Raw genomic sequence first — 18,456 nt, forward strand, 5'->3', positions numbered from 1 at the left:
AAAAATTCATATTTCAAAACCATCCGACACAGTTATGTCACATTTTCTGACATACGACACATTAAATTGTCAGAATTTACTTGACATTCCTAATCTACAGTGCTACTATATTATTCATAGCTCAGAAAACTATACACAAGGAGAATCTCATGGCTTTAGTAGAATTTAAAAATATCAATAAATACTACGGTGACTACCACGCCCTTCGCAATATCAACTTGGAATTCGAACCTGGACAGGTTGTCGTTCTCCTTGGACCTTCCGGATCCGGAAAATCTACTCTCATTCGCACGATTAACGGTTTAGAGGCAATTGATGAAGGAACACTCATCGTCAATGGACATGATATTTCCTCTACTTCTATCAAAGAGCTCGTATCACTTCGCAAAGAAGTTGGTATGGTTTTCCAGCATTTCAACCTTTACCCACACAAAACCGTGTTAGAAAATGTTACCTTGGCACCGATTAAGGTTTTGGGAATCGATAAAGCTACGGCTGAAAAAACCGCTCAAAAGTATCTTGAATTTGTTAACCTCTGGGATCGGAAGGATTCCTACCCTGCTATGCTATCCGGAGGCCAAAAACAACGTGTCGCCATCGCTCGCGGCTTAGCTATGAAACCTGAGCTTCTACTCTTCGATGAACCAACATCTGCCTTGGACCCTGAAACGATCGGAGATGTACTTGCAGTTATGCAAAAATTGGCACGTGACGGGATGAACATGATTGTCGTAACACACGAAATGGGCTTTGCTCGTGAAGTAGCTGATCGCATCATCTTCATGGCTGAGGGAGAAGTTTTAGTTGATACAACAGATGTGAATGGCTTCTTTGACAATCCGACAGAGCCTCGTGCCCAACAATTCCTCAGCAAGATTATCAACCACGAATCTGACAAAGTAAAACTCTAGGAGGAAGTCTATGGATAAGAAAAAAATCAACATTTTCTTTGCAATTAGATTATTGGTCTTTGGACTTATTCTTCTCGTTTTCGCAAAACAACCAGTAGCTCAAACAGAAACACCCGCAGCCATCACCAACAGTGATCAAGTTCAAGCTATCATTGATAGAGGCGTGCTCCGCGTCGGAGTGAAACAGGACGTCCCAAACTTTGGCTACAAGAACCCTGATACTGGTGAATTTGAGGGAATGGAGATTGACATTGCTCGTAAAATTGCAGATGAATTAGGTGTAGAGATCGAATTTACTCCCGTTACAGCGCAAACCCGAGGACCACTCTTAGATAACGGTCAAGTGGATATGGTCATCGCAACTTTTACCATCACTGAGGAACGTAAACTCCTCTACAATTTCACAACTCCTTACTACACAGATGCCGTTGGCTTCTTGGTCAATAAGGATAGCGGAATTAAGACATTTACCGACCTGGATGGAAAGACAATCGGAGTAGCTCAGGGTTCCATTACACGTACCCTCATCTCTGAACTAGCAGACAAATATGGTATCTCTGTCAATTTTGCAGAGCTTGGTTCTTATCCAGAACTCTCTGTCTCGCTACGCGCTCACCGTACAGATGCATTCTCAGTAGACCAATCTATCCTTTCTGGGTATATCAGCTCAAAATCAGAACTCATGGACTTTAGCTTCTCAGCTTCTGACTATGGAATTGTTACTAAATTATCTAACAAAGACCTTAACGACTACTTAAATAGTCTCGTAGAAAAATGGACTGCCGATGGTAGCCTACAAAGCATCTATGATGCCAATGGCCTCAAACCAGTCACAGAAACTGACGAATAGAAAGGTGAAACAATATGACAGTTTTAACAACTAGTCCTTACGCTTGGGAGAATTGGGTCAGTTATTTCAAGGATTTTCCAACTTTTTTCCAAGGATTTCTCTTTACCTTAGCCATTTCTGTCGGTGCCTTTATCATGGCCATGTTTTTAGGAATTGTCTTTGGTAGTCTCTCTTCAAGTAAAAATAAAGTTTTAAAAATCATCGCACGTGTCTATGTTGAATACTATCAGAACACGCCGCTGTTGGTTCAGTTCATGATTGTTTATTATGGACTACCACTAATTTCTAACTACGTTCTTATGCCATCCATTTACTGGACTGCTGTTATCTGCGTCGGACTCTATCACGGTGCCTATATCGCAGAGGTCATTCGTGCAGGGATTGAGGCTGTGCCTACTGGGCAGACTGAAGCCGCACTTTCACAAGGATTTACTCAGTCTGAAACCATGCGAATCATCATTTTACCACAGGCCATTCCGACCATTCTTCCACCTTTGACCAACCAAGTAGTAAACTTAATTAAGAATACGGCTACTGTTGCCATTATTTCTGGAGCTGATATTATGTTTATGACAAAATCTTGGTCTGCCATGAATGCCAACTACATTCCAGCCTTTGCTGGTGCTGCTTTCCTTTACTTCATCATGTGCTTCCCTGTTGCAAGCTGGGGACGTCGCATTGAAGAAAAGAATAAGTCAGCTTTTTCACACTAGAAGGAGGTTGAACGATGAATTATGTTTTAGAATTACTCAAACCTTCAACCTTCCAACTCTTGTGGAACGGCTTGAAACTCACTCTCTATATTTCCAGTATTTCCGTGGTCTTGTCTGTCCTGTTTGGTATGATTTTGGCCATTATGCGAAATGGAAAAAATCCAATTTTCAAGTGGATTGCAACCATCTATATCGAATTTGTACGTAATGTGCCAAACTTGCTCTGGATTTTCACCGTCTTCTTAGTCTTCCAAATGAAGTCAACGCCTGCTGGTATTACTGCTTTTACTATTTTTACCACGGCAGCCATGGCCGAGATTATCCGTGGTGGTCTAAACGCCATCGGACCGGGCCAGACCGAAGCTGGTTTGTCACAGGGTTTTACACCAGTGCAAATCATGGTCTATATCATCATGCCACAGGCTATCCGCAAGATGCTGCCAGCCATCATCTCGCAGATTGTAACGGTCATCAAGGACACTAGTTTCCTCTACTCCGTTATCGCCCTGCAAGAACTCTTCGGTTCGAGTCAAATCCTCATGGGACGCTACTTTGAGGCGGAGCAAGTTTTTGCTCTCTATCTCATGGTTGCTCTCATCTACTTTGTCATCAATTTCGCCATTTCAAGCCTGTCACGTTATGTGGCTAAGTCTTGGGCTAGCAGTATTGAATAATTTCTAGCATAAAATGATCTACGGCCAACTCTAGCTTGCTAGTTGTTTTGTTGTTATTATAATTGTAAAGCGTGAAAAACGAGCAACTCCAAATTGGAATTGCTCGTTTTTTAATAATAGGGGCTTCTCTAGCAATTATAACAAGGATATTAGATATTGTAATAATAAATTTTCCTCGTTTCCTTTATTTTTTAAATACTCGTTTCAGGAAATTATGTTGGATAATTTTCTCAACATTTTTAAACAAACTATCAAAATTTTCAAAGGAAATATTTTGATAATTATACATTACTTGCTTCGATAATTTATCTTTACTGTAATTATCTTTTTCGGGCACCTCTAAAAACTTCAAGTAGTTGTTAAGTAAGCCCTAATTGTAAGCATTATTTCCAGTAAGCTTCGCTTTCGAAGCTTACTTTTTGCTTATTTTCCTATTTTTGGGCGCACTAAGCCCACGATGGCAATCCTAGTCGTTTGATTTGCTCAAAACGACAGATATTATAGAGCAAGTTGGTTAAGGTCACATTGGTTTTAGCTCGTACCTTCCCAATTGCTCGACAGATGCTACCTTTCATGCTCATTTCAATAAAGCCAAAAACATGCTCAACGCGACAACGGACTTTGGCAATATGTCGATTAATGACCTTATCAGTCTCAGTCAACGGTTTATTTCTAAACGCACGACGAATCGTGTGGTGGCGACAACCTTCTGGTACTGATTTTCCAACATAAGCACTGTCATCAAAAACCGCTTCATTGGCATCACAAAGAGGGGCTAGGACATTGGAGTCGTGTACACTAGCTGTTGTGACCTCATAATTTTTGATAAGTTTTGATTTTCTATCGACACAAATATGGTTTTTATAGCCAAAATAGCGGACATCACCTTTGCGTGTCCAAGTCGCATCTACGTCTTTTTGGCTCCGTTTAGTCTTATTCCAACCTTCTATCTTTTCGCCTTTCTTGATTTTCTGATTGTCCTCATGTGAATTGCTTTGTTTAGGGCATTCGACAAAGGTAGCATCCACAATCTGACCTGAATGGGCAATCACCCCTTCATCTATGAGATGGGCATAGAACAAATCGAACAACTCCTTTTCACGACCTGACTTGTTTATGTCAAGTTTCTCTCGGAAAGTTTTCAAAGTCCTATATCCATTTCTTGAGTTGACCAATCGGAGTGCTGGTAGCACCGTTCAAAGCAATGCTTGCTTGAGGTACCCTATGAGGCTCGTGCGGTAGTTTTTTTAGTACTTGGCGCATACTGATTGCAACCTTGTCACTAAAGACTTGATGTGGGCTAGAACTACGATATAAAGCCTCAAAAGTTCCATTCTTCTGTGCTGTCATGATGGCAACTAGATGACTCACGCCTCGTTTTTTCCAGTTTCGACCCTGTTTCTTGATGCGGTAGCTGTAAAATCGATGCCCACTTTCACAGGTTCCTACACCATCACTAACGCCCAAATCCCGTAGTTTGAAGGGCTTGATGGCTCCCCAATGGCTCATCAAATAAGACTTGACTGCCAATAGCTTTTCAAGTTGTTTCTCATCTTCCAAAACGGATTCTGCCGTGTCTAAAATCAAGACCAGTTGCTCACAGTCATGGGCTTTTACACACTTCCGCACCGCTTGTAACAAGCTTTTATCAAAGCCTAATTTTCCAGTAACATACTTCATAACGTGGTAGGAATCAAGGCAGTAGTCAAAGCTCTTGTGTCGTCCAAGCATGTCTTCGAACTTGTGAGCTTCGTAGCCAGAGCCGCCGTCACTATTGGCAACAATAACCGTATACCTCAGGTCATAGTGCATTTGGAGGTAGTCACTCATTTGCTTAAACAAGTCCTGACTTGTACCAAAACAACCGAAATAGACAGGGTTAATCAATTCGCCACGCTTGCCAGAACGTCTCACACCTTCATGAATGTAGCCACGTTTCAACTCCAAGTGTTTCCCTTTATCTTGACTACCAATCCAAACACCATCACCCTAAATAAAGAGAAATTCAGGGCGTTTTAACTCAGTTTCTGTAGGCTCTACTTGGCTATTGACCACCTTCTCACCAACACGCTGGACAAGGTTGTGAATCCCTTGGTGACTCATCTCAATATCTGTCAGAAGATATAAACTTTGGGAGGCCTGACGATAGGTCATTCCTGTCGCTAAAAGGCTAAGTTTTTCATTGAAACTAGGACTATAACGTTCTCTAGAATTCAACCCTATAACCTTATCCAAAGGCAAGAATCTCTTTTCCCCAGCTTTTCGTAACCGACGACGCTTAAACGAAACCGTCCCAAACAAGAAAGTCAGCTGACGCTCTTCTAAACGGTCTATCTCCCATCCATCCGAGAGATAAGACTGGATAATTTCCTTGTCCAAACGTTCCAAGGATTCTCTCACAGATTTAGTCAATAACTGACTCATCAACTGCATGACACTCTTGTCAAACTCAGCTAAATGAACACTACTCTTTAAAATTTCACAAATCTCTGCTACAATAGTCATGGGTTCTATATCCTTCTAGGTTATTTACGCACTTCCTAGGATATAGGACTTTTTTATTTTGAAAACTTGTAAACATTTTTCCGAGAATTATTTTACACTAACCTTTGATGGTGCAAAACAATTTATCGAAGAAAACAAAGACCAATTTGGTGAATACTTGGAACAGGCAAAAGGCTTGTTATCAGGTTCTGAAGGTGTTAACGGTCTTTTAGATAAAGTTAAAGGCTTGTTCTAATACATGTAAAAACTAGGCTGAGAATGTTCAGTCTAGTTTTTTGTTTGTTCAAAAATATTTGTTATCTCTTGCAATGAAGGAACTACCCAATCGCTCTTCAATTTTTCATTTTCACGGGCATGCTTCCCAAAACCTGTCAGTATCCGTACAGTCCACATTCCCAAAGATTTAGCAGGTAGAATATCATTATCATACCTATCCCCGACATAGACAACTCTATCTGCAGGGATGTTTGCTTTTTGCAAGGCAAGTGTGAAAATAGTTGTATCTGGTTTAGATAGCCCAACCTCTTCAGAGAGGATGATGAGTTGAAAATAAGACTCAATTCCCCACTCTTTAAGCAGATCTCTAACACTACTAGACTGATTGGCAACAATCCCCAATCGATAGTTTTGTGATAACTTCTCTAGAGCATCTATTGTTTCAGGATACAGGCTCACACCCTCATTTGTCCATAAAGGACGTGGCTCGGTCGGTGCAAAATAGTGCCAGGTCGCACGAATGGGATCCAGCGACTGATGAGCATACTCCACCATTTTCTTTTTATAAGAATCTGATGAAACCTCTATATCCAGAGACTCTAACTTCTTCACACACTTGTCTATATAATAACCATAAGCAGTCTCTTCATCTAAAAGCGTCGAACCCAAATCAAAAAATATCCACTCTATCATCCCACTCTCCATCTCTTTTCAACATGAGAATACTTAAGTTGATCTACCTTTTTAGAATATCATTTTATCAATATCAAGGCAAAGAAAACTCCCTTGGAAAACCTAGAGAGTTTTACTAATCCCTCGCTATGCTAGCTCGGGGATAAAACAGTCTCCCAGACATTGAAAACAAGTCCGAAAATCTTCGGACTTGTTTTTACTATAACCCTCGTTATTCTAACTCGGGGATAAATTAGTACACTGTACTTGGAAAAAACAAGTCTGGAAATTTCCAGACTTGTTCTTATTATAACCTTCGCTATGCTAGCTCAGGGATAAAACAGTCTCCCAGACTGTTTTATTTTTTCAAGTTGTAGAATGAGTTCAAGCCTTTGTAGACTGCAACTTCACCAAGTTGATCTTCAATACGAAGCAATTGGTTGTATTTAGCGATACGGTCTGTACGTGACAATGAACCAGTCTTGATTTGGCCAGCGTTAGTTGCAACTGCGATGTCAGCGATTGTTGAATCTTCAGTTTCACCTGAACGGTGTGATACAACTGCAGTGTAACCAGCTTCTTTAGCCATTTCGATAGCTTCAAATGTTTCAGTAAGAGTACCGATTTGGTTAACTTTGATAAGGATTGAGTTAGCAGCACCTTCTTTGATACCACGTGCAAGGTAGTCAGTGTTTGTTACGAAGAAGTCGTCACCAACCAATTGAACGCGTTTGCCAAGACGCTCAGTAAGAGCTTTCCAGCCATCCCAGTCGTTTTCATCCATACCATCTTCGATAGTGATGATTGGATATTTGTTAACCAATTCTTCAAGGTAGTCGATTTGTTCTGCAGATGTACGAACAGCAGCGCCTTCACCTTCGAATTTAGTGTAGTCGTAAACTTTACGCTCTTTGTCGTAGAATTCAGATGACGCACAGTCGAAACCGATCATGATGCCGTTTTCGCCAGCTTCGTAACCAGCAGCTTCGATAGCTTCGATGATTGTTTCAACACCGTCTTCAGTTCCTTCGAACTTAGGAGCGAAACCACCTTCGTCACCAACAGCTGTTACCAAACCACGAGCTTTCAAGATTTTCTTCAAAGCGTGGAATACTTCAGCACCCCAACGAAGACCTTCTTTGAATGAAGGAGCGCCAACTGGCAAGATCATGAATTCTTGGAAAGCGATTGGAGCGTCTGAGTGAGAACCACCGTTGATGATGTTCATCATTGGAGTTGGCAATACTTTAGTGTTGAATCCACCAAGGTAAGTGTAAAGTGGCACTTCAAGGTAGTCAGCAGCAGCACGCGCAACAGCGATAGAAACACCGAGGATTGCGTTTGCACCCAATTTACCTTTGTTAGGAGTACCGTCAAGAGCGATCATAGCGCGGTCGATAGCTTGTTGATCACGAACGTCAAAACCGATGATAGCGTCAGCAATCACGTTGTTCACGTTGTCAACAGCTTTTTGAGTACCAAGACCAAGGTAACGAGATTTGTCACCGTCGCGAAGCTCAACTGCTTCGTGCTCACCAGTAGAAGCTCCTGAAGGAACCATACCACGTCCGAAAGCACCTGATTCAGTATAAACTTCAACTTCAAGTGTAGGGTTACCGCGTGAGTCAAGGACTTCGCGAGCGTAAACATCAGTAATAATTGACATTATATTACTCTCCTTTGAGTTTAAAATTGTTACATAGCTATCATACCCTAAAAGAAGGGATTTTTCAAGAAAAAACAGGTTATTTTACTGAAAGAAATAATGTAAACGCCTTCCTTTTCAAAGTTAACTGAGTATGTTATACTGAAACCATGAACGATTTAAATACTACCATACTACAGAAAGCCTCTGGCGAAACACGATTCAATCCAGATGAACAACGTCTATACATGGGAACCTATCGCGAACGGGTTGTCCTGCTCGTTTCCTTTGACGATTTGAGTAGTGAAGTCGTCGGAAATAAGTTCGATACAATTTGCCAAAAACTAGCAAACAGCTACTCTCCTCTATTCCTCAAACTCTCGCCAGCCCTGTCTGACAAGCAACAAATTTCACTACTAAAAATTGCTCAGAACTTCGGCATTACTACCGCTATCATCGATGAAAAAATAGGACAGTCTCCCTACGCACTTGTCTTTCACACAAATCACGCTGTGGATAATGAAAAAGTTAGCTTAGAATCCATATTTCCAAATCTTATCTCAAAGCCAGAAGAAAAAAAGGAAGATGCAAAATCTTCCTTCTGGAAAAAATTATTTGGTTAGACTGATTTATCAATAAAGCAGTATAAATATTAAAGTAAAAATAATACAGGTTAGACAAAGGATTCCTAGCAATCTGCCTCTTTCATTTTTTTCATTGAAAAAGAACATTGCTCCATTTGCCTTTATTACATTCGTTTCCATTCCTCTTTCTTTTTCGGAAAGTCTCAAAACGAATACTAGCTTTGCAAGACAAATAAAAATAAATAAGATAATAGCCACATATTTCACTAATTCCATCTTTGTTGGCCTCCTAACTGAAGAATTCTTGCCACCTGTTCTGCCGTGCGGACCAGGTTTTTTTCTGCTTTTTGAAGCGTGTCCTCCAAACTTTCAACGCTTGCAATGATCGGAAAAGCGGCGCAGATATTTTCAAAAGGAAACTCGGGAAGATCGTCTTTGAGGCTACCACAAATTGCAATGATGGGAATCCCAGTCGGCGTACGTCTAGCTACTCCTATCGGAGTCTTCCCTGATAAGCTTTGGGCATCCATCCGCCCTTCTCCGATCACAACCAGATCCGCTTTGGCGACGCGATGATCAAAATCCAACTGGTCCAAGACAAAGTCGATGCCTTTTTGAATGCGAGCACCAGCAAATTGGACTAAACCTGCTGCCATACCTCCTCCAGCACCCGCTCCTGCTAAATCGAGTAGCATTGGATTAACTAATTTATAAAAGGACTCCATTTTCTTGTCTACTGGTTCAAATTCAGCAGAGGAAAGACCTTTCTGACCTGCAAAAACAAATGTGGCTCCCGCTGGTCCACAAAGCGGATTCTCCACATCCGTTACCAAATCAATACTGACCTGAGATAAATCTACCAACATATCCTCTGTGGAAAAACTGACAATCTCCCCGATATGAGCTCCAATTGCCTCTACTTCTTTTCCCTCTCGATTATAAAATTTCACTCCTAAACCTGCCGCCATTCCGATACCACCATCATGACTAGCAGAGCCACCTACTCCTATAAATATTCGTTTAACACCATTTTGAACGAGCTCTACAATCAGCTCCCCAACCCCTTGTGTCTTAATAAAGAGAGGACTCCTTTTTCCATGCGGGATACTTGCCAGCCCTACAATCTTAGCCATTTCAAAAACCGCAAGATCATCTTTAACCGCATAGGAAACCTTAATTTTATCTCCAAATGGACCTGTCACCCAAGTCTGGGTTACATCCAAGGATAAGGCCTGCATTAGACTCTCAACTGTCCCTTCGCCACCATCTCCTAGGGGAATTAAGTCATACCCTGCTTGTGGATAAACCTTAGAAAATCCTTTTTTAATCGCTTCAGCAACCTTTGTAGCTGAAAGAGACTCTTTAAATGAATCCGGAGCAATGAGAATATGCATGATACTAACCTCCTTTATATTATTAGTATATCACACTACTATTCAGCTTTCAATAAATCTTTTCTGTTTTTCATCGTCTGTGTTATACTGAAAGAAAGGAGATAAGTATGTATCAAACTATATTATTTGACTTAGATGGAACACTTACTGATTCTGGACAAGGAATCTTAAACTCCGTCGCCTACGCACTAGAAAAAATGGGAATCGAAGAACCAGATACAGCCAATTTAAACCGATTCATCGGCCCGCCACTCTATGAATCTTTTTCACGATTCTACCAACTCAGCCCTGAAGATACACAAAGTGCAGTTGATGCTTTCCGTGTCTATTTTAAAGAAAAAGGAATGTTTGAAAATCAACTCTATCCTGGAATCATCCCTCTGCTTGAAGAATTGAGAACAGCTGGAAAAACACTAGTAATTGCTACCTCAAAGCCAGAAATATTTGCCAAACAGATCCTAGAACATTTTGGTATCGCTCACTACTTTGATGTCATTGCCGGTGCTAGTCTGGATAGTAGTCGCATCAGTAAGGCGGACGTCATCAGCTATGCTATAAATCAATTAGAAGCATTTCCAAACCATGCTGTGATGATTGGAGATAGAGAACATGATATTGAAGGAGCACGCAAACACCAACTTCCCGCCATCGGTGTTCTTTACGGCTATGGGAACAAACAGGAATTTGAAAAGGCTGGGGCCACCATGATAGTCGAAACCGTCCAAGATTTGAAAAGGATTTTACTGACAACAGAATAAAGAGGCTGGGCAAAAAGACCAACTTCGCTTCTCAGGGTTCGTGTCAACATCTCAGCGCAGTGGTTGATTGGCAGATTTGTTCGTGTTTTACACTCCGAATCTGACCTAATCAACTGTGCGGGGGCGGGAAGACGAACTCTTTTTTTGACCAGTCGAGTTCTTTCCCGCTACCATTATTTACTATCTAAAATCTCTATTAGTTTATAGAGATTTTTTTCATTTATTTGGTAGGGCGCCTGTTCTTGGACAATCGGTTTAGCACAGAAAGCTACTCCAATTCCTGCTCGTTGAATCATTGGTAGATCATTTGCTCCATCCCCCATGGCAATCGTTTGAGATAGACTCAGCCCATTTTCTGCCGCCCATTCTTCTAAACATGCTTTTTTAGTATCTTTCGTTACAATTTCACCCAATACTTGTCCCGTCAATACTCCATCCACTACTTCTAATCGATTAGCCCGAACATAGTCTAACTCTAACTGTGCAGCTAGTCGATCGACTGTTTCATGAAACCCGCCTGAAACTACTGCTACCTTATAGCCTCGCATTTTTAATTCTGAGACTAATTCTGCTGCTCCAGGCGTAAAGTGGATTTTTTTGATAATTCGATCAAACACAGAAACAGGCAATCCCTTTAACAACGCCACACGTTCACGTAAGGCTTCTTCAAAATCCAATTCCCCACGCATAGCACGTTCGGTAATTGCTGCAACTTGCTCTCCTAAACCGGCCTCTTCTCCAAGTAGATCTATTCCTTCTTCCAAAATTAATGTTGAATCAACATCCATAACTAATAATCCAGTTGTCATTTCCGATATTCCTTTCAAAGTATAAAAATAAAAAGCCAAATGGCTTTTTATCTAATAGCGAATGGCTTCGCGAGTTTTTTCGTATGAACGTACAAAACGCTCTGTTACACCAGGTTCAACTGTTTCCAAAGCAAATGAAATTTCTTCAAATGCTGCTTGGTAATCAAAATCCTTTTCAAAAATTGATAATGAACGGTTAAATGCTTTTTGCACACTTTCATCGAATGAACGATAACGGTTAGAGTATTGTAGCAACTGCTCTGTTAAAGTCGCATTTTGCACAATCAAATACGCTAACTCTTCCAATTGATTCATATCATACGTTGCATTTTCCAACAAACGGTTAACAACTTCGATATTAATTCGTTTATAGTCTAACTCGGCAATCAAGGCTTCCACATGATCGCTCGTTCTAAAGAAGTTTGTTAAAAATTCAGCTGGAATTCCTGGAAGGTTGCGTTTTTCCATATAACGCTTAAGGGTATGCAATTTGTTGATATAAAGCGTAGCTTTCTTACGCGCTGTGTTCTCTGACAATTCTTGTGATTTAAGATAGTCAGCTAAAACAAGCTGCTCCTCTTCGATTTCTTTCAAGCTTGCCAATGAATGGTCCAAACGCTCTTCCAGAATAGAATATGCAACTTGTGGATTTTCAATGTCTTCCACACTTTCTGTAACAACAATTTCAATCGATTCCAAACGAGCTTTAAGCTGATTGATCCGTGAAAGTTTGCTATCTGCCAGCAAGTAAGTTGCGTTTAGGCGTTGGCTTTCCTCATCCAAGAGCTGTGTATTTTGGACAACATGCTCCAAGAATTTTGGCAAGTTTTTACTAATCTTAACAGCTTCCTTATTCGCTTCGATTTCACGATTGAAGACTTTATACAAATGATCAATTTTTGCTTGAATTCCCTCATTTTCAGCTTCTGCCGCATCCAAATCAAAGGAAACAATCAAAGCAGTATTTTCACGAATTGAAACGCGAATATTTTGGAACTGTGACTCGATGTTAGCTTCTGTGAACAAATAATTCTGCTCAACCAGTTTCCGATAACCCGACTCCAAATCTTCCAATTGCTCTGGGAAGTCTTTTGTAACTCGTTCAATCAAACTTGGAATGCGATCCATGATTTGATTGAGAGCAATCATATGCTCTTCAGTCTTATCAAGGATTTCAGAAGCTTCAATCGGGTCACCTGAGGAATTGAGCATCACAAATTCAGAAAACTCAACTTCAATATTTTTCAATTGTTTCTCAAGTTCTGGTAATGTCTCACCGTAGCTATCTGGATTTTCACGAACAGCTTCCTGTAAACTATCGAACAAGTTTAACGCATGTTTTACGCGACCAGAGTTTTTCTCTTCTTGCTCCTTCAACTCCATCAAACCATGACGGATAGAGGCGATGTCTTCTTCAATTAAATCAATTTGGCTTTCGATACTGTCGATAGCGTTCTTTGCACTCACAAAGCGAAAGGCATTGTTATAACCTTCTGCCTCAAAGATATGATTTTCAATGTCGGCAAATGAATTGAGCGACAAATCAACCCATTTTTGATTCCATTCACGGAATGACACCTGACTTTGACCAATCAAATGAAGTACTTTGACAGCTTCGACTTCTTCATTAACTGGAAGGTTAAATAGCTCTTCCTTACGTTCTTCCAATGCAACCAAAAGGTTGTCATTTCGTTTACGAACAATCAGGCAAGCTACATAGGCAATGATTAAAATAATAACAATCGAAACGATTAAGATGATTGTTCCTGTAGGCATGTAAATCTCCTTAGCTCATAGTAATTACTAGAAAATATCGCTTAATTATACCATAAATCTCTAGTATATGCACTTGTTTTTTTAGTTTTTAGACATCCAATGTTGAATAAACAGCATTTTCCTCGATAAACTCTCGACGAGGTTCAACCTTATCCCCCATTAGCATGTCAAAAATCTTATCGGCTTCTGCCGCATCATCAACTGAAACGCGTGCCATGAGACGATTTTCAGGATTCATCGTAGTTTCCCACAACTGATGATCATCCATTTCTCCCAAACCTTTGTAACGTTGAATCGTTGGCTTGGACCGTCCCGTACTATGTCTTTCTAAGGCATCTTGCAATTCTTGCTCTTGATTAACCCCAGGTTGAATATATTCTTTTATCTCACTTCCAACCTTGATACCGTAAATAGGTGGTTGAGCGATATATACGTATCCCGCTTCTACAACAGGACGCATGTAGCGGTAAAATAATGTCAGAAGGAGTGTCCGAATATGGGCACCATCGACATCGGCATCTGTCATAATGACTAATTTTTGATAACGTGCCTTGCTAACGTCGAAATCCGCACCAAAGCCAGTTCCCATAGCTGTAAATAGACTACGGATTTCTTCGTTGGCCAAAATCTTGTCCATGCTGGCTTTTTCTACGTTCAAAATCTTACCACGAATCGGTAAAATAGCCTGAAATTCACGGTCGCGACCGGATTTAGCTGAACCACCGGCTGAGTCCCCCTCAACGATGAAAAGCTCTGTCTTCGTTGCATCATTTGAGGAACAGTCCGCTAACTTACCTGGGAGGTTTGAAATCTCAAGACCCGATTTCTTACGAGTTACCTCACGCGCACGCTTAGCAGCAATACGAGCCTTGCTTGCCAAGATACCTTTTTCAACAATCCGTCTAGCAATCTGTGGATTTTCCAAAAGAAATTCTGCAAAGGCATCAGAGAAAAGGCGGTTGGTAATTTTGACCACTTCACTATTCCCAAGTTTTGTCTTAGTTTGTCCCTCAAATTGAGGCCCTGGGTGCTTAACAGAAATGACCGCTGTCAAGCCTTCACGCACATCTTCACCAGTCAAATTATCCTCATTTTCTTTGAGAATTTTATTTTTCTTGGCGTAGTCGTTGATAACACGTGTCAGAGCTGTACGGAATCCTTGCTCATGGGTACCACCTTCATGCGTGTGAATATTGTTGGCAAAACTAACTACGTTTTCATGATAACTCGTCGTATATTGCATGGCAACCTCAACGGTAATATCATCCATTTCCCCTTCTGTATAGATAGGGGTCTCAAAAATGACATCCTTGTTCTCATTAAGATACTCAACGTAGGAAGCAATACCACCTTCATAGTGATATTCCTTTGTTTGCTCTACTCCCTCACGTTTGTCCGTAATAGAGAGATTTAAACCACGATTTAGGAAGGCCAATTCTTGAATCCGCTTATTTAATTTTGCAAAGTCGAACTCAGTCGTCTCAGTAAAAATTTCTGGGTCAGGTGTAAAATGTACAGTTGTACCAGAACGGTCTGTTTCTCCAACAACCTCCAAATCTGCAACGACTTCACCTCGTTTATACTCTTGGAAATAGACCTGACCATTTTTGTAGACATGAACGTCTAGCTGAGTAGATAGGGCGTTTACGACTGATGAACCTACGCCGTGCAATCCCCCTGAGACCTTATAACCGCCTCCGCCAAATTTACCACCTGCATGGAGCACTGTAAAGACAGTTTCTACCGCTGGACGACCAGTTTTTTCCTGAATATCTACCGGAATCCCACGTCCATTATCAATAACCGTGATGGAGTTATCTGGCTCAATATAAACTTCAATTTTATCCGCAAAACCAGCCAGCGCCTCATCGATTGAGTTGTCGACAATTTCCCAAACCAAGTGATGGAGACCTTCTTTAGATGTTGAGCCGATATACATCCCTGGACGCATTCGAACAGCTTCAAGACCTTCCAAGACTTGAATCTGACTGGCATCATATTCTTGAGCCTTCTCTTGTAAATCTTTGATTTCTTCTGTCATTTCTTTTCCTTATTTTCTATTTGTTGCTCCTTAAAAATAGAAAAGCCAATCCATCTGGATAAAAGCGAGACATATTTTTAGAGCAAAAATCATTCTAACGAATACCCTTTATTATACCATATTTTCTAATATTTTGATAGAAAAAAGAAGAGGAAACATTAGCTCCATCTTCTTCATTACTTTAACGATGATAAACCATTGTTTGAGCTAGGCTTTCTCCATCTCCACCAAATAAATCAACCAATTTATAGGCGAAATCCAAACTTGTTCCAGCACCTCGGCTAGTGATAATTGGACCATCAACGACCACATCCTCTTCCAGATGAATACCTGACGGAATGTCTTTTTCTTTCCCTGGGAAACATGTATAGTGACGACTATCTAACAAACCAGCCTTATCCAGAACAATTGGAGCCGCACAGATTGCTGCTACTGATTTTCCTGATGCAACCGCTCTTTGCAATTCCGTAATCAGTGACTCTGAATCTCTAAGGTGAACAGAACCTGGCATTCCTCCTGGTAAAACAATCAGATCAAAGGAAGACAGGTCTCCATCAAAGACTTGGTCAGTTTGAACACGAATACCGTGCGATCCCTCCACTTCATGACTATCTAAACCAACAATCTGACAGTCAAAATGAGCTCGACGGAATACATCTACAGGGGCCAATGCTTCGATTTCTTCAAAACCATCGGCTAAAACAACCGCAACTCTTATCATACTAAACCAACTTTCTAACGTTTTATCGTAATTTTTCTATAGCGACGTGATCGATTTGTTTCCTTCTCATCAGCTAGTCGTGACTGATACCCCATTGACAGCACTAGACCAATACCAATCAGATTTGAAACCATGGACGAACCACCTTGGGAGATAAACGGCAAAGGAATACCTGTTAAAGGCAACAAACCCGTTGCAGCGCCAACATTTTCAAACACATGGAACAAGAGCATCATGATATAGCCAGTTGATATGTAGGTATAGTATCGATTATTTGACTTCAACGTTACCCGCAACATTCGATAAATGAGCAACAAGTATAGTACAATCAATACCGTCCCACCAATAAAACCAAAGTCCTCTCCAATCACCGTAAAAATCATATCACTTTCTCGAACAGGTATAAGAAGATTTGTTTTATTGAAACCTAGTCCTTTTAAGCCACCACTTCCGATAGCAATCAAACTTTGAGCTTGCTGGTAGGTCGTTGATTGGGCATTTTTAAAGGGATCAAGCCAGGCTGCAATACGATTGATTTTATAAGTATCCATCCCCAAATTGTGGAGGAATGTTGTTCCACCAGGAGAAATAAAAATCAGCATAAATCCACCAACCAAAACGATCCCCGTTAAGGCAGTCGGTAATAGAATTTTCCAAGAAACTCCAGATAATAGAAGCATTCCGCTAAAGATTGCTACAAATACTAAGGAGGTTCCTAAATCTTTCTGTAAGGCCAACAAAACCAGGACAGGGATAGTAAACAGTGTCATATAACCAATCAACATAAAATCCTCACGAATTTTTCGATTTGGATAATATTTATGAAAGGTGACAATCACCCTTGACAACATAATGATGTAGGCTATTTTCATAAATTCAGATGGTTGAAAAAGAGTCATTCCACCAATCGTTACCCAGTTTTTTGCTCCCGTTGACGCTACTAAGTCTGGACTGTAGAAAAACAAAGGCAATACCATAAGTCCTAGCCCAAGTACGTACAAGTAAGGTGTGATTTGCCACAGAAACTTAGTGGAAAAGAACATGACCAAAAAAGCTGCCACTGTTCCAATTCCTATCCAAGCAATTTGTTGACCAACCATCTGTACAACATTATCCGGATAATCTTGACTAACCGCAATGTAGAGAGAAATAATCCCCACAACTAATAAAAAAAAGACCGGTAAAATAAGTGAGTAGTCTACTCGACTATCGATTGTTCCCCTATTTTTCATCAATTTCCTCATACTTTCACTTCAAATTCTTACTCGTTCCATTATAGCAGAAATCATCTCTCATTGAAACTAAAAATCTAGTTACATCAGTGGGGTTACGATTTATACTCAACGAAAATCAAAAGTAGCCTAGGAAACGAAGTCGAAGATAGAACTGGAGTTCATCAAGGTAAGTTGACAACGGATAATTTTGATTTTCGAAGAGTATTACTAGTGCACAAATTATAAAATACGTATCAAGGCTTTCAGCTATTCTTTAAATAATTACTATATTAAGCACAGAAAAGGCTACTTGTAATTCTGTTTGTGTCTGCGTATTGTCGTAAGCTGCCTGTGTGGTATGCCAGCCAACAGTTAAGGGCTTTTTTAATTTTGTCATTACAAAAGGTGGAATAGTTTTTATTCTGCCTTTTATTGTTATTCTACGATGTTACGGCAAAACGCCAACCCCAGCAGGTCGGCGCGTGGAAATATACAAATTGATTGACATATAACCTATAATGGGGGTATAATCATAGTGTAAAGAATTGTTGTGAGGACAATTCTAGCACTAAATCAAAAAAGCCCCCAACGTGCCAGCGTTGAGGGTTTTTGTTTGCCCCTGTTTGGGGTTAGTCGTCGTTATCGTCTAAATAATACTTAACTACTTCAGTCAAGATATTAACCAATAACGGCGCTAGAATACTTGTGAGGATAAGTTCTAGCAACTAAACCACCTCCCTTCAGTAAATTCAAGGGGGCTTGTATATCTTATCAGATAGTTTATTTTGTTGTCAAATTCTCCCCGCTTACACATGGCAACGTGTAAGCAACCATATTTTTATGATTGATATTTAATCCCAAATACTACCCGTTGTGCTAGTTAATTCTATCCAAATAAAAAAACTTTGCGTATCATAAACTCAAAACAACCACGAAATGAGAGAATGATATGCAAAGCCAACATTATTATCTC

At 40.4% G+C, this 18,456-nt stretch carries 16 protein-coding genes and 2 pseudogenes; 7 read left to right on the forward strand and 11 right to left on the reverse strand.

Features of this window, described 5'->3' with window-relative positions; translation table 11 throughout:
• The first annotated feature begins 149 nt into the window (after positions 1 to 149).
• Genes P7J49_RS01995 through P7J49_RS02010 form a run of 4 tightly spaced genes read left to right on the forward strand, consistent with a single transcriptional unit; the run spans position 150 to position 3,148 of the window.
• A complete protein-coding gene (locus tag P7J49_RS01995) occupies positions 150 to 911 on the forward strand; it encodes an amino acid ABC transporter ATP-binding protein (protein ID WP_408569098.1) in 762 nt (253 codons plus the stop codon).
• Between the two features lie 10 nt (positions 912 to 921).
• Positions 922 to 1,761, forward strand: a complete 840-nt coding sequence (locus P7J49_RS02000; protein ID WP_408569100.1) for a transporter substrate-binding domain-containing protein — start codon at positions 922 to 924, stop codon at positions 1,759 to 1,761.
• Between the two features lie 14 nt (positions 1,762 to 1,775).
• Positions 1,776 to 2,474, forward strand: coding sequence for an amino acid ABC transporter permease (locus P7J49_RS02005; protein ID WP_013730248.1), 699 nt, complete (start codon positions 1,776 to 1,778; stop codon positions 2,472 to 2,474).
• 14 nt (positions 2,475 to 2,488) lie between these two features.
• Positions 2,489 to 3,148 (forward strand): amino acid ABC transporter permease, encoded by a 660-nt coding sequence (locus P7J49_RS02010; RefSeq protein WP_408569102.1) that lies wholly within the window; start codon positions 2,489 to 2,491, stop codon positions 3,146 to 3,148.
• Positions 3,149 to 3,594: 446 nt separating this feature from the next.
• Here P7J49_RS02010 and P7J49_RS02015 read toward each other — a convergent pair.
• A pseudogene (locus tag P7J49_RS02015) lies at positions 3,595 to 4,287 on the reverse strand (IS5 family transposase); the annotation flags it as partial.
• A 10-nt stretch (positions 4,288 to 4,297) separates the two neighbouring features.
• Positions 4,298 to 5,653, reverse strand: a pseudogene (locus tag P7J49_RS02020) (ISLre2 family transposase).
• A gap of 55 nt (positions 5,654 to 5,708) precedes the next feature.
• On the opposite strand from P7J49_RS02020, the gene P7J49_RS02025 reads away from it, so the two are divergent.
• A complete protein-coding gene (locus P7J49_RS02025) occupies positions 5,709 to 5,888 on the forward strand; it encodes a hypothetical protein (protein ID WP_408569113.1) in 180 nt (59 codons plus the stop codon).
• A gap of 32 nt (positions 5,889 to 5,920) precedes the next feature.
• On the opposite strand, the gene P7J49_RS02030 is transcribed toward P7J49_RS02025, so the two are convergent.
• Both P7J49_RS02030 and eno read right to left on the reverse strand, forming a co-directional pair.
• The gene (locus tag P7J49_RS02030; protein WP_408569104.1) at positions 5,921 to 6,562 is read right to left on the reverse strand and encodes an HAD family hydrolase; all 642 of its coding nucleotides are present in this window, start codon (positions 6,560 to 6,562) and stop codon (positions 5,921 to 5,923) included.
• Between the two features lie 337 nt (positions 6,563 to 6,899).
• Positions 6,900 to 8,207 carry a surface-displayed alpha-enolase gene (gene eno / locus P7J49_RS02035; protein ID WP_002935704.1) on the reverse strand — a complete coding sequence of 436 codons (1,308 nt, stop codon included), beginning with the start codon at positions 8,205 to 8,207 and terminating at the stop codon, positions 6,900 to 6,902.
• Between the two features lie 149 nt (positions 8,208 to 8,356).
• Here eno and P7J49_RS02040 point away from each other — a divergent pair, with 149 nt between their 5' ends.
• Positions 8,357 to 8,809: a DUF1694 domain-containing protein gene (locus P7J49_RS02040; protein WP_029186558.1), complete on the forward strand. Its 453-nt coding sequence runs from the start codon at positions 8,357 to 8,359 to the stop codon at positions 8,807 to 8,809.
• Positions 8,810 to 8,818: 9 nt separating this feature from the next.
• Here P7J49_RS02040 and P7J49_RS02045 read toward each other — a convergent pair whose 3' ends face one another.
• Together P7J49_RS02045 and P7J49_RS02050 are read right to left on the reverse strand one after the other, a co-directional pair.
• Positions 8,819 to 9,046 (reverse strand): hypothetical protein, encoded by a 228-nt coding sequence (locus P7J49_RS02045; protein WP_029186557.1) that lies wholly within the window; start codon positions 9,044 to 9,046, stop codon positions 8,819 to 8,821.
• Positions 9,037 to 10,164: a glycerate kinase gene (locus P7J49_RS02050; RefSeq protein ID WP_029186556.1), complete on the reverse strand. Its 1,128-nt coding sequence runs from the start codon at positions 10,162 to 10,164 to the stop codon at positions 9,037 to 9,039. Before P7J49_RS02050 ends, P7J49_RS02045 begins: the two co-directional genes overlap by 10 nt.
• A 107-nt stretch (positions 10,165 to 10,271) precedes the next feature.
• Here P7J49_RS02050 and P7J49_RS02055 point away from each other — a divergent pair, with 107 nt between their 5' ends.
• Entirely contained in the window at positions 10,272 to 10,922 is a 651-nt protein-coding gene (locus P7J49_RS02055; protein WP_029186555.1) for an HAD family hydrolase, read from the forward strand.
• 173 nt (positions 10,923 to 11,095) lie between these two features.
• Here P7J49_RS02055 and serB read toward each other — a convergent pair whose 3' ends face one another.
• The 5 genes from serB to P7J49_RS02080 all read right to left on the reverse strand — a co-directional run bounded on the left by serB (position 11,096) and on the right by P7J49_RS02080 (position 17,513).
• Positions 11,096 to 11,731, reverse strand: a complete 636-nt coding sequence (gene serB, locus P7J49_RS02060; protein WP_024386271.1) for a phosphoserine phosphatase SerB — start codon at positions 11,729 to 11,731, stop codon at positions 11,096 to 11,098.
• A 51-nt stretch (positions 11,732 to 11,782) separates the two neighbouring features.
• Positions 11,783 to 13,507, reverse strand: coding sequence for a septation ring formation regulator EzrA (gene ezrA / locus P7J49_RS02065; RefSeq protein ID WP_408569107.1), 1,725 nt, complete (start codon positions 13,505 to 13,507; stop codon positions 11,783 to 11,785).
• 88 nt (positions 13,508 to 13,595) lie between these two features.
• On the reverse strand, positions 13,596 to 15,548 hold the full coding sequence (gyrB, locus tag P7J49_RS02070; protein ID WP_002939427.1) for a DNA topoisomerase (ATP-hydrolyzing) subunit B: 1,953 nt from the start codon (positions 15,546 to 15,548) through the stop codon (positions 13,596 to 13,598).
• 181 nt (positions 15,549 to 15,729) lie between these two features.
• Entirely contained in the window at positions 15,730 to 16,269 is a 540-nt protein-coding gene (locus P7J49_RS02075; protein WP_043027307.1) for a DJ-1 family glyoxalase III, read from the reverse strand.
• Positions 16,270 to 16,283: 14 nt separating this feature from the next.
• Positions 16,284 to 17,513, reverse strand: a complete 1,230-nt coding sequence (locus P7J49_RS02080; RefSeq protein WP_408569109.1) for an FtsW/RodA/SpoVE family cell cycle protein — start codon at positions 17,511 to 17,513, stop codon at positions 16,284 to 16,286.
• Between the last annotated feature and the right edge of the window lie 943 nt (positions 17,514 to 18,456).

The sequence above is a fragment of the Streptococcus suis genome (genome assembly GCF_046032515.1).
In the GTDB taxonomy this organism is placed as follows: Bacteria; Bacillota; Bacilli; order Lactobacillales; family Streptococcaceae; genus Streptococcus; species Streptococcus suis_AL.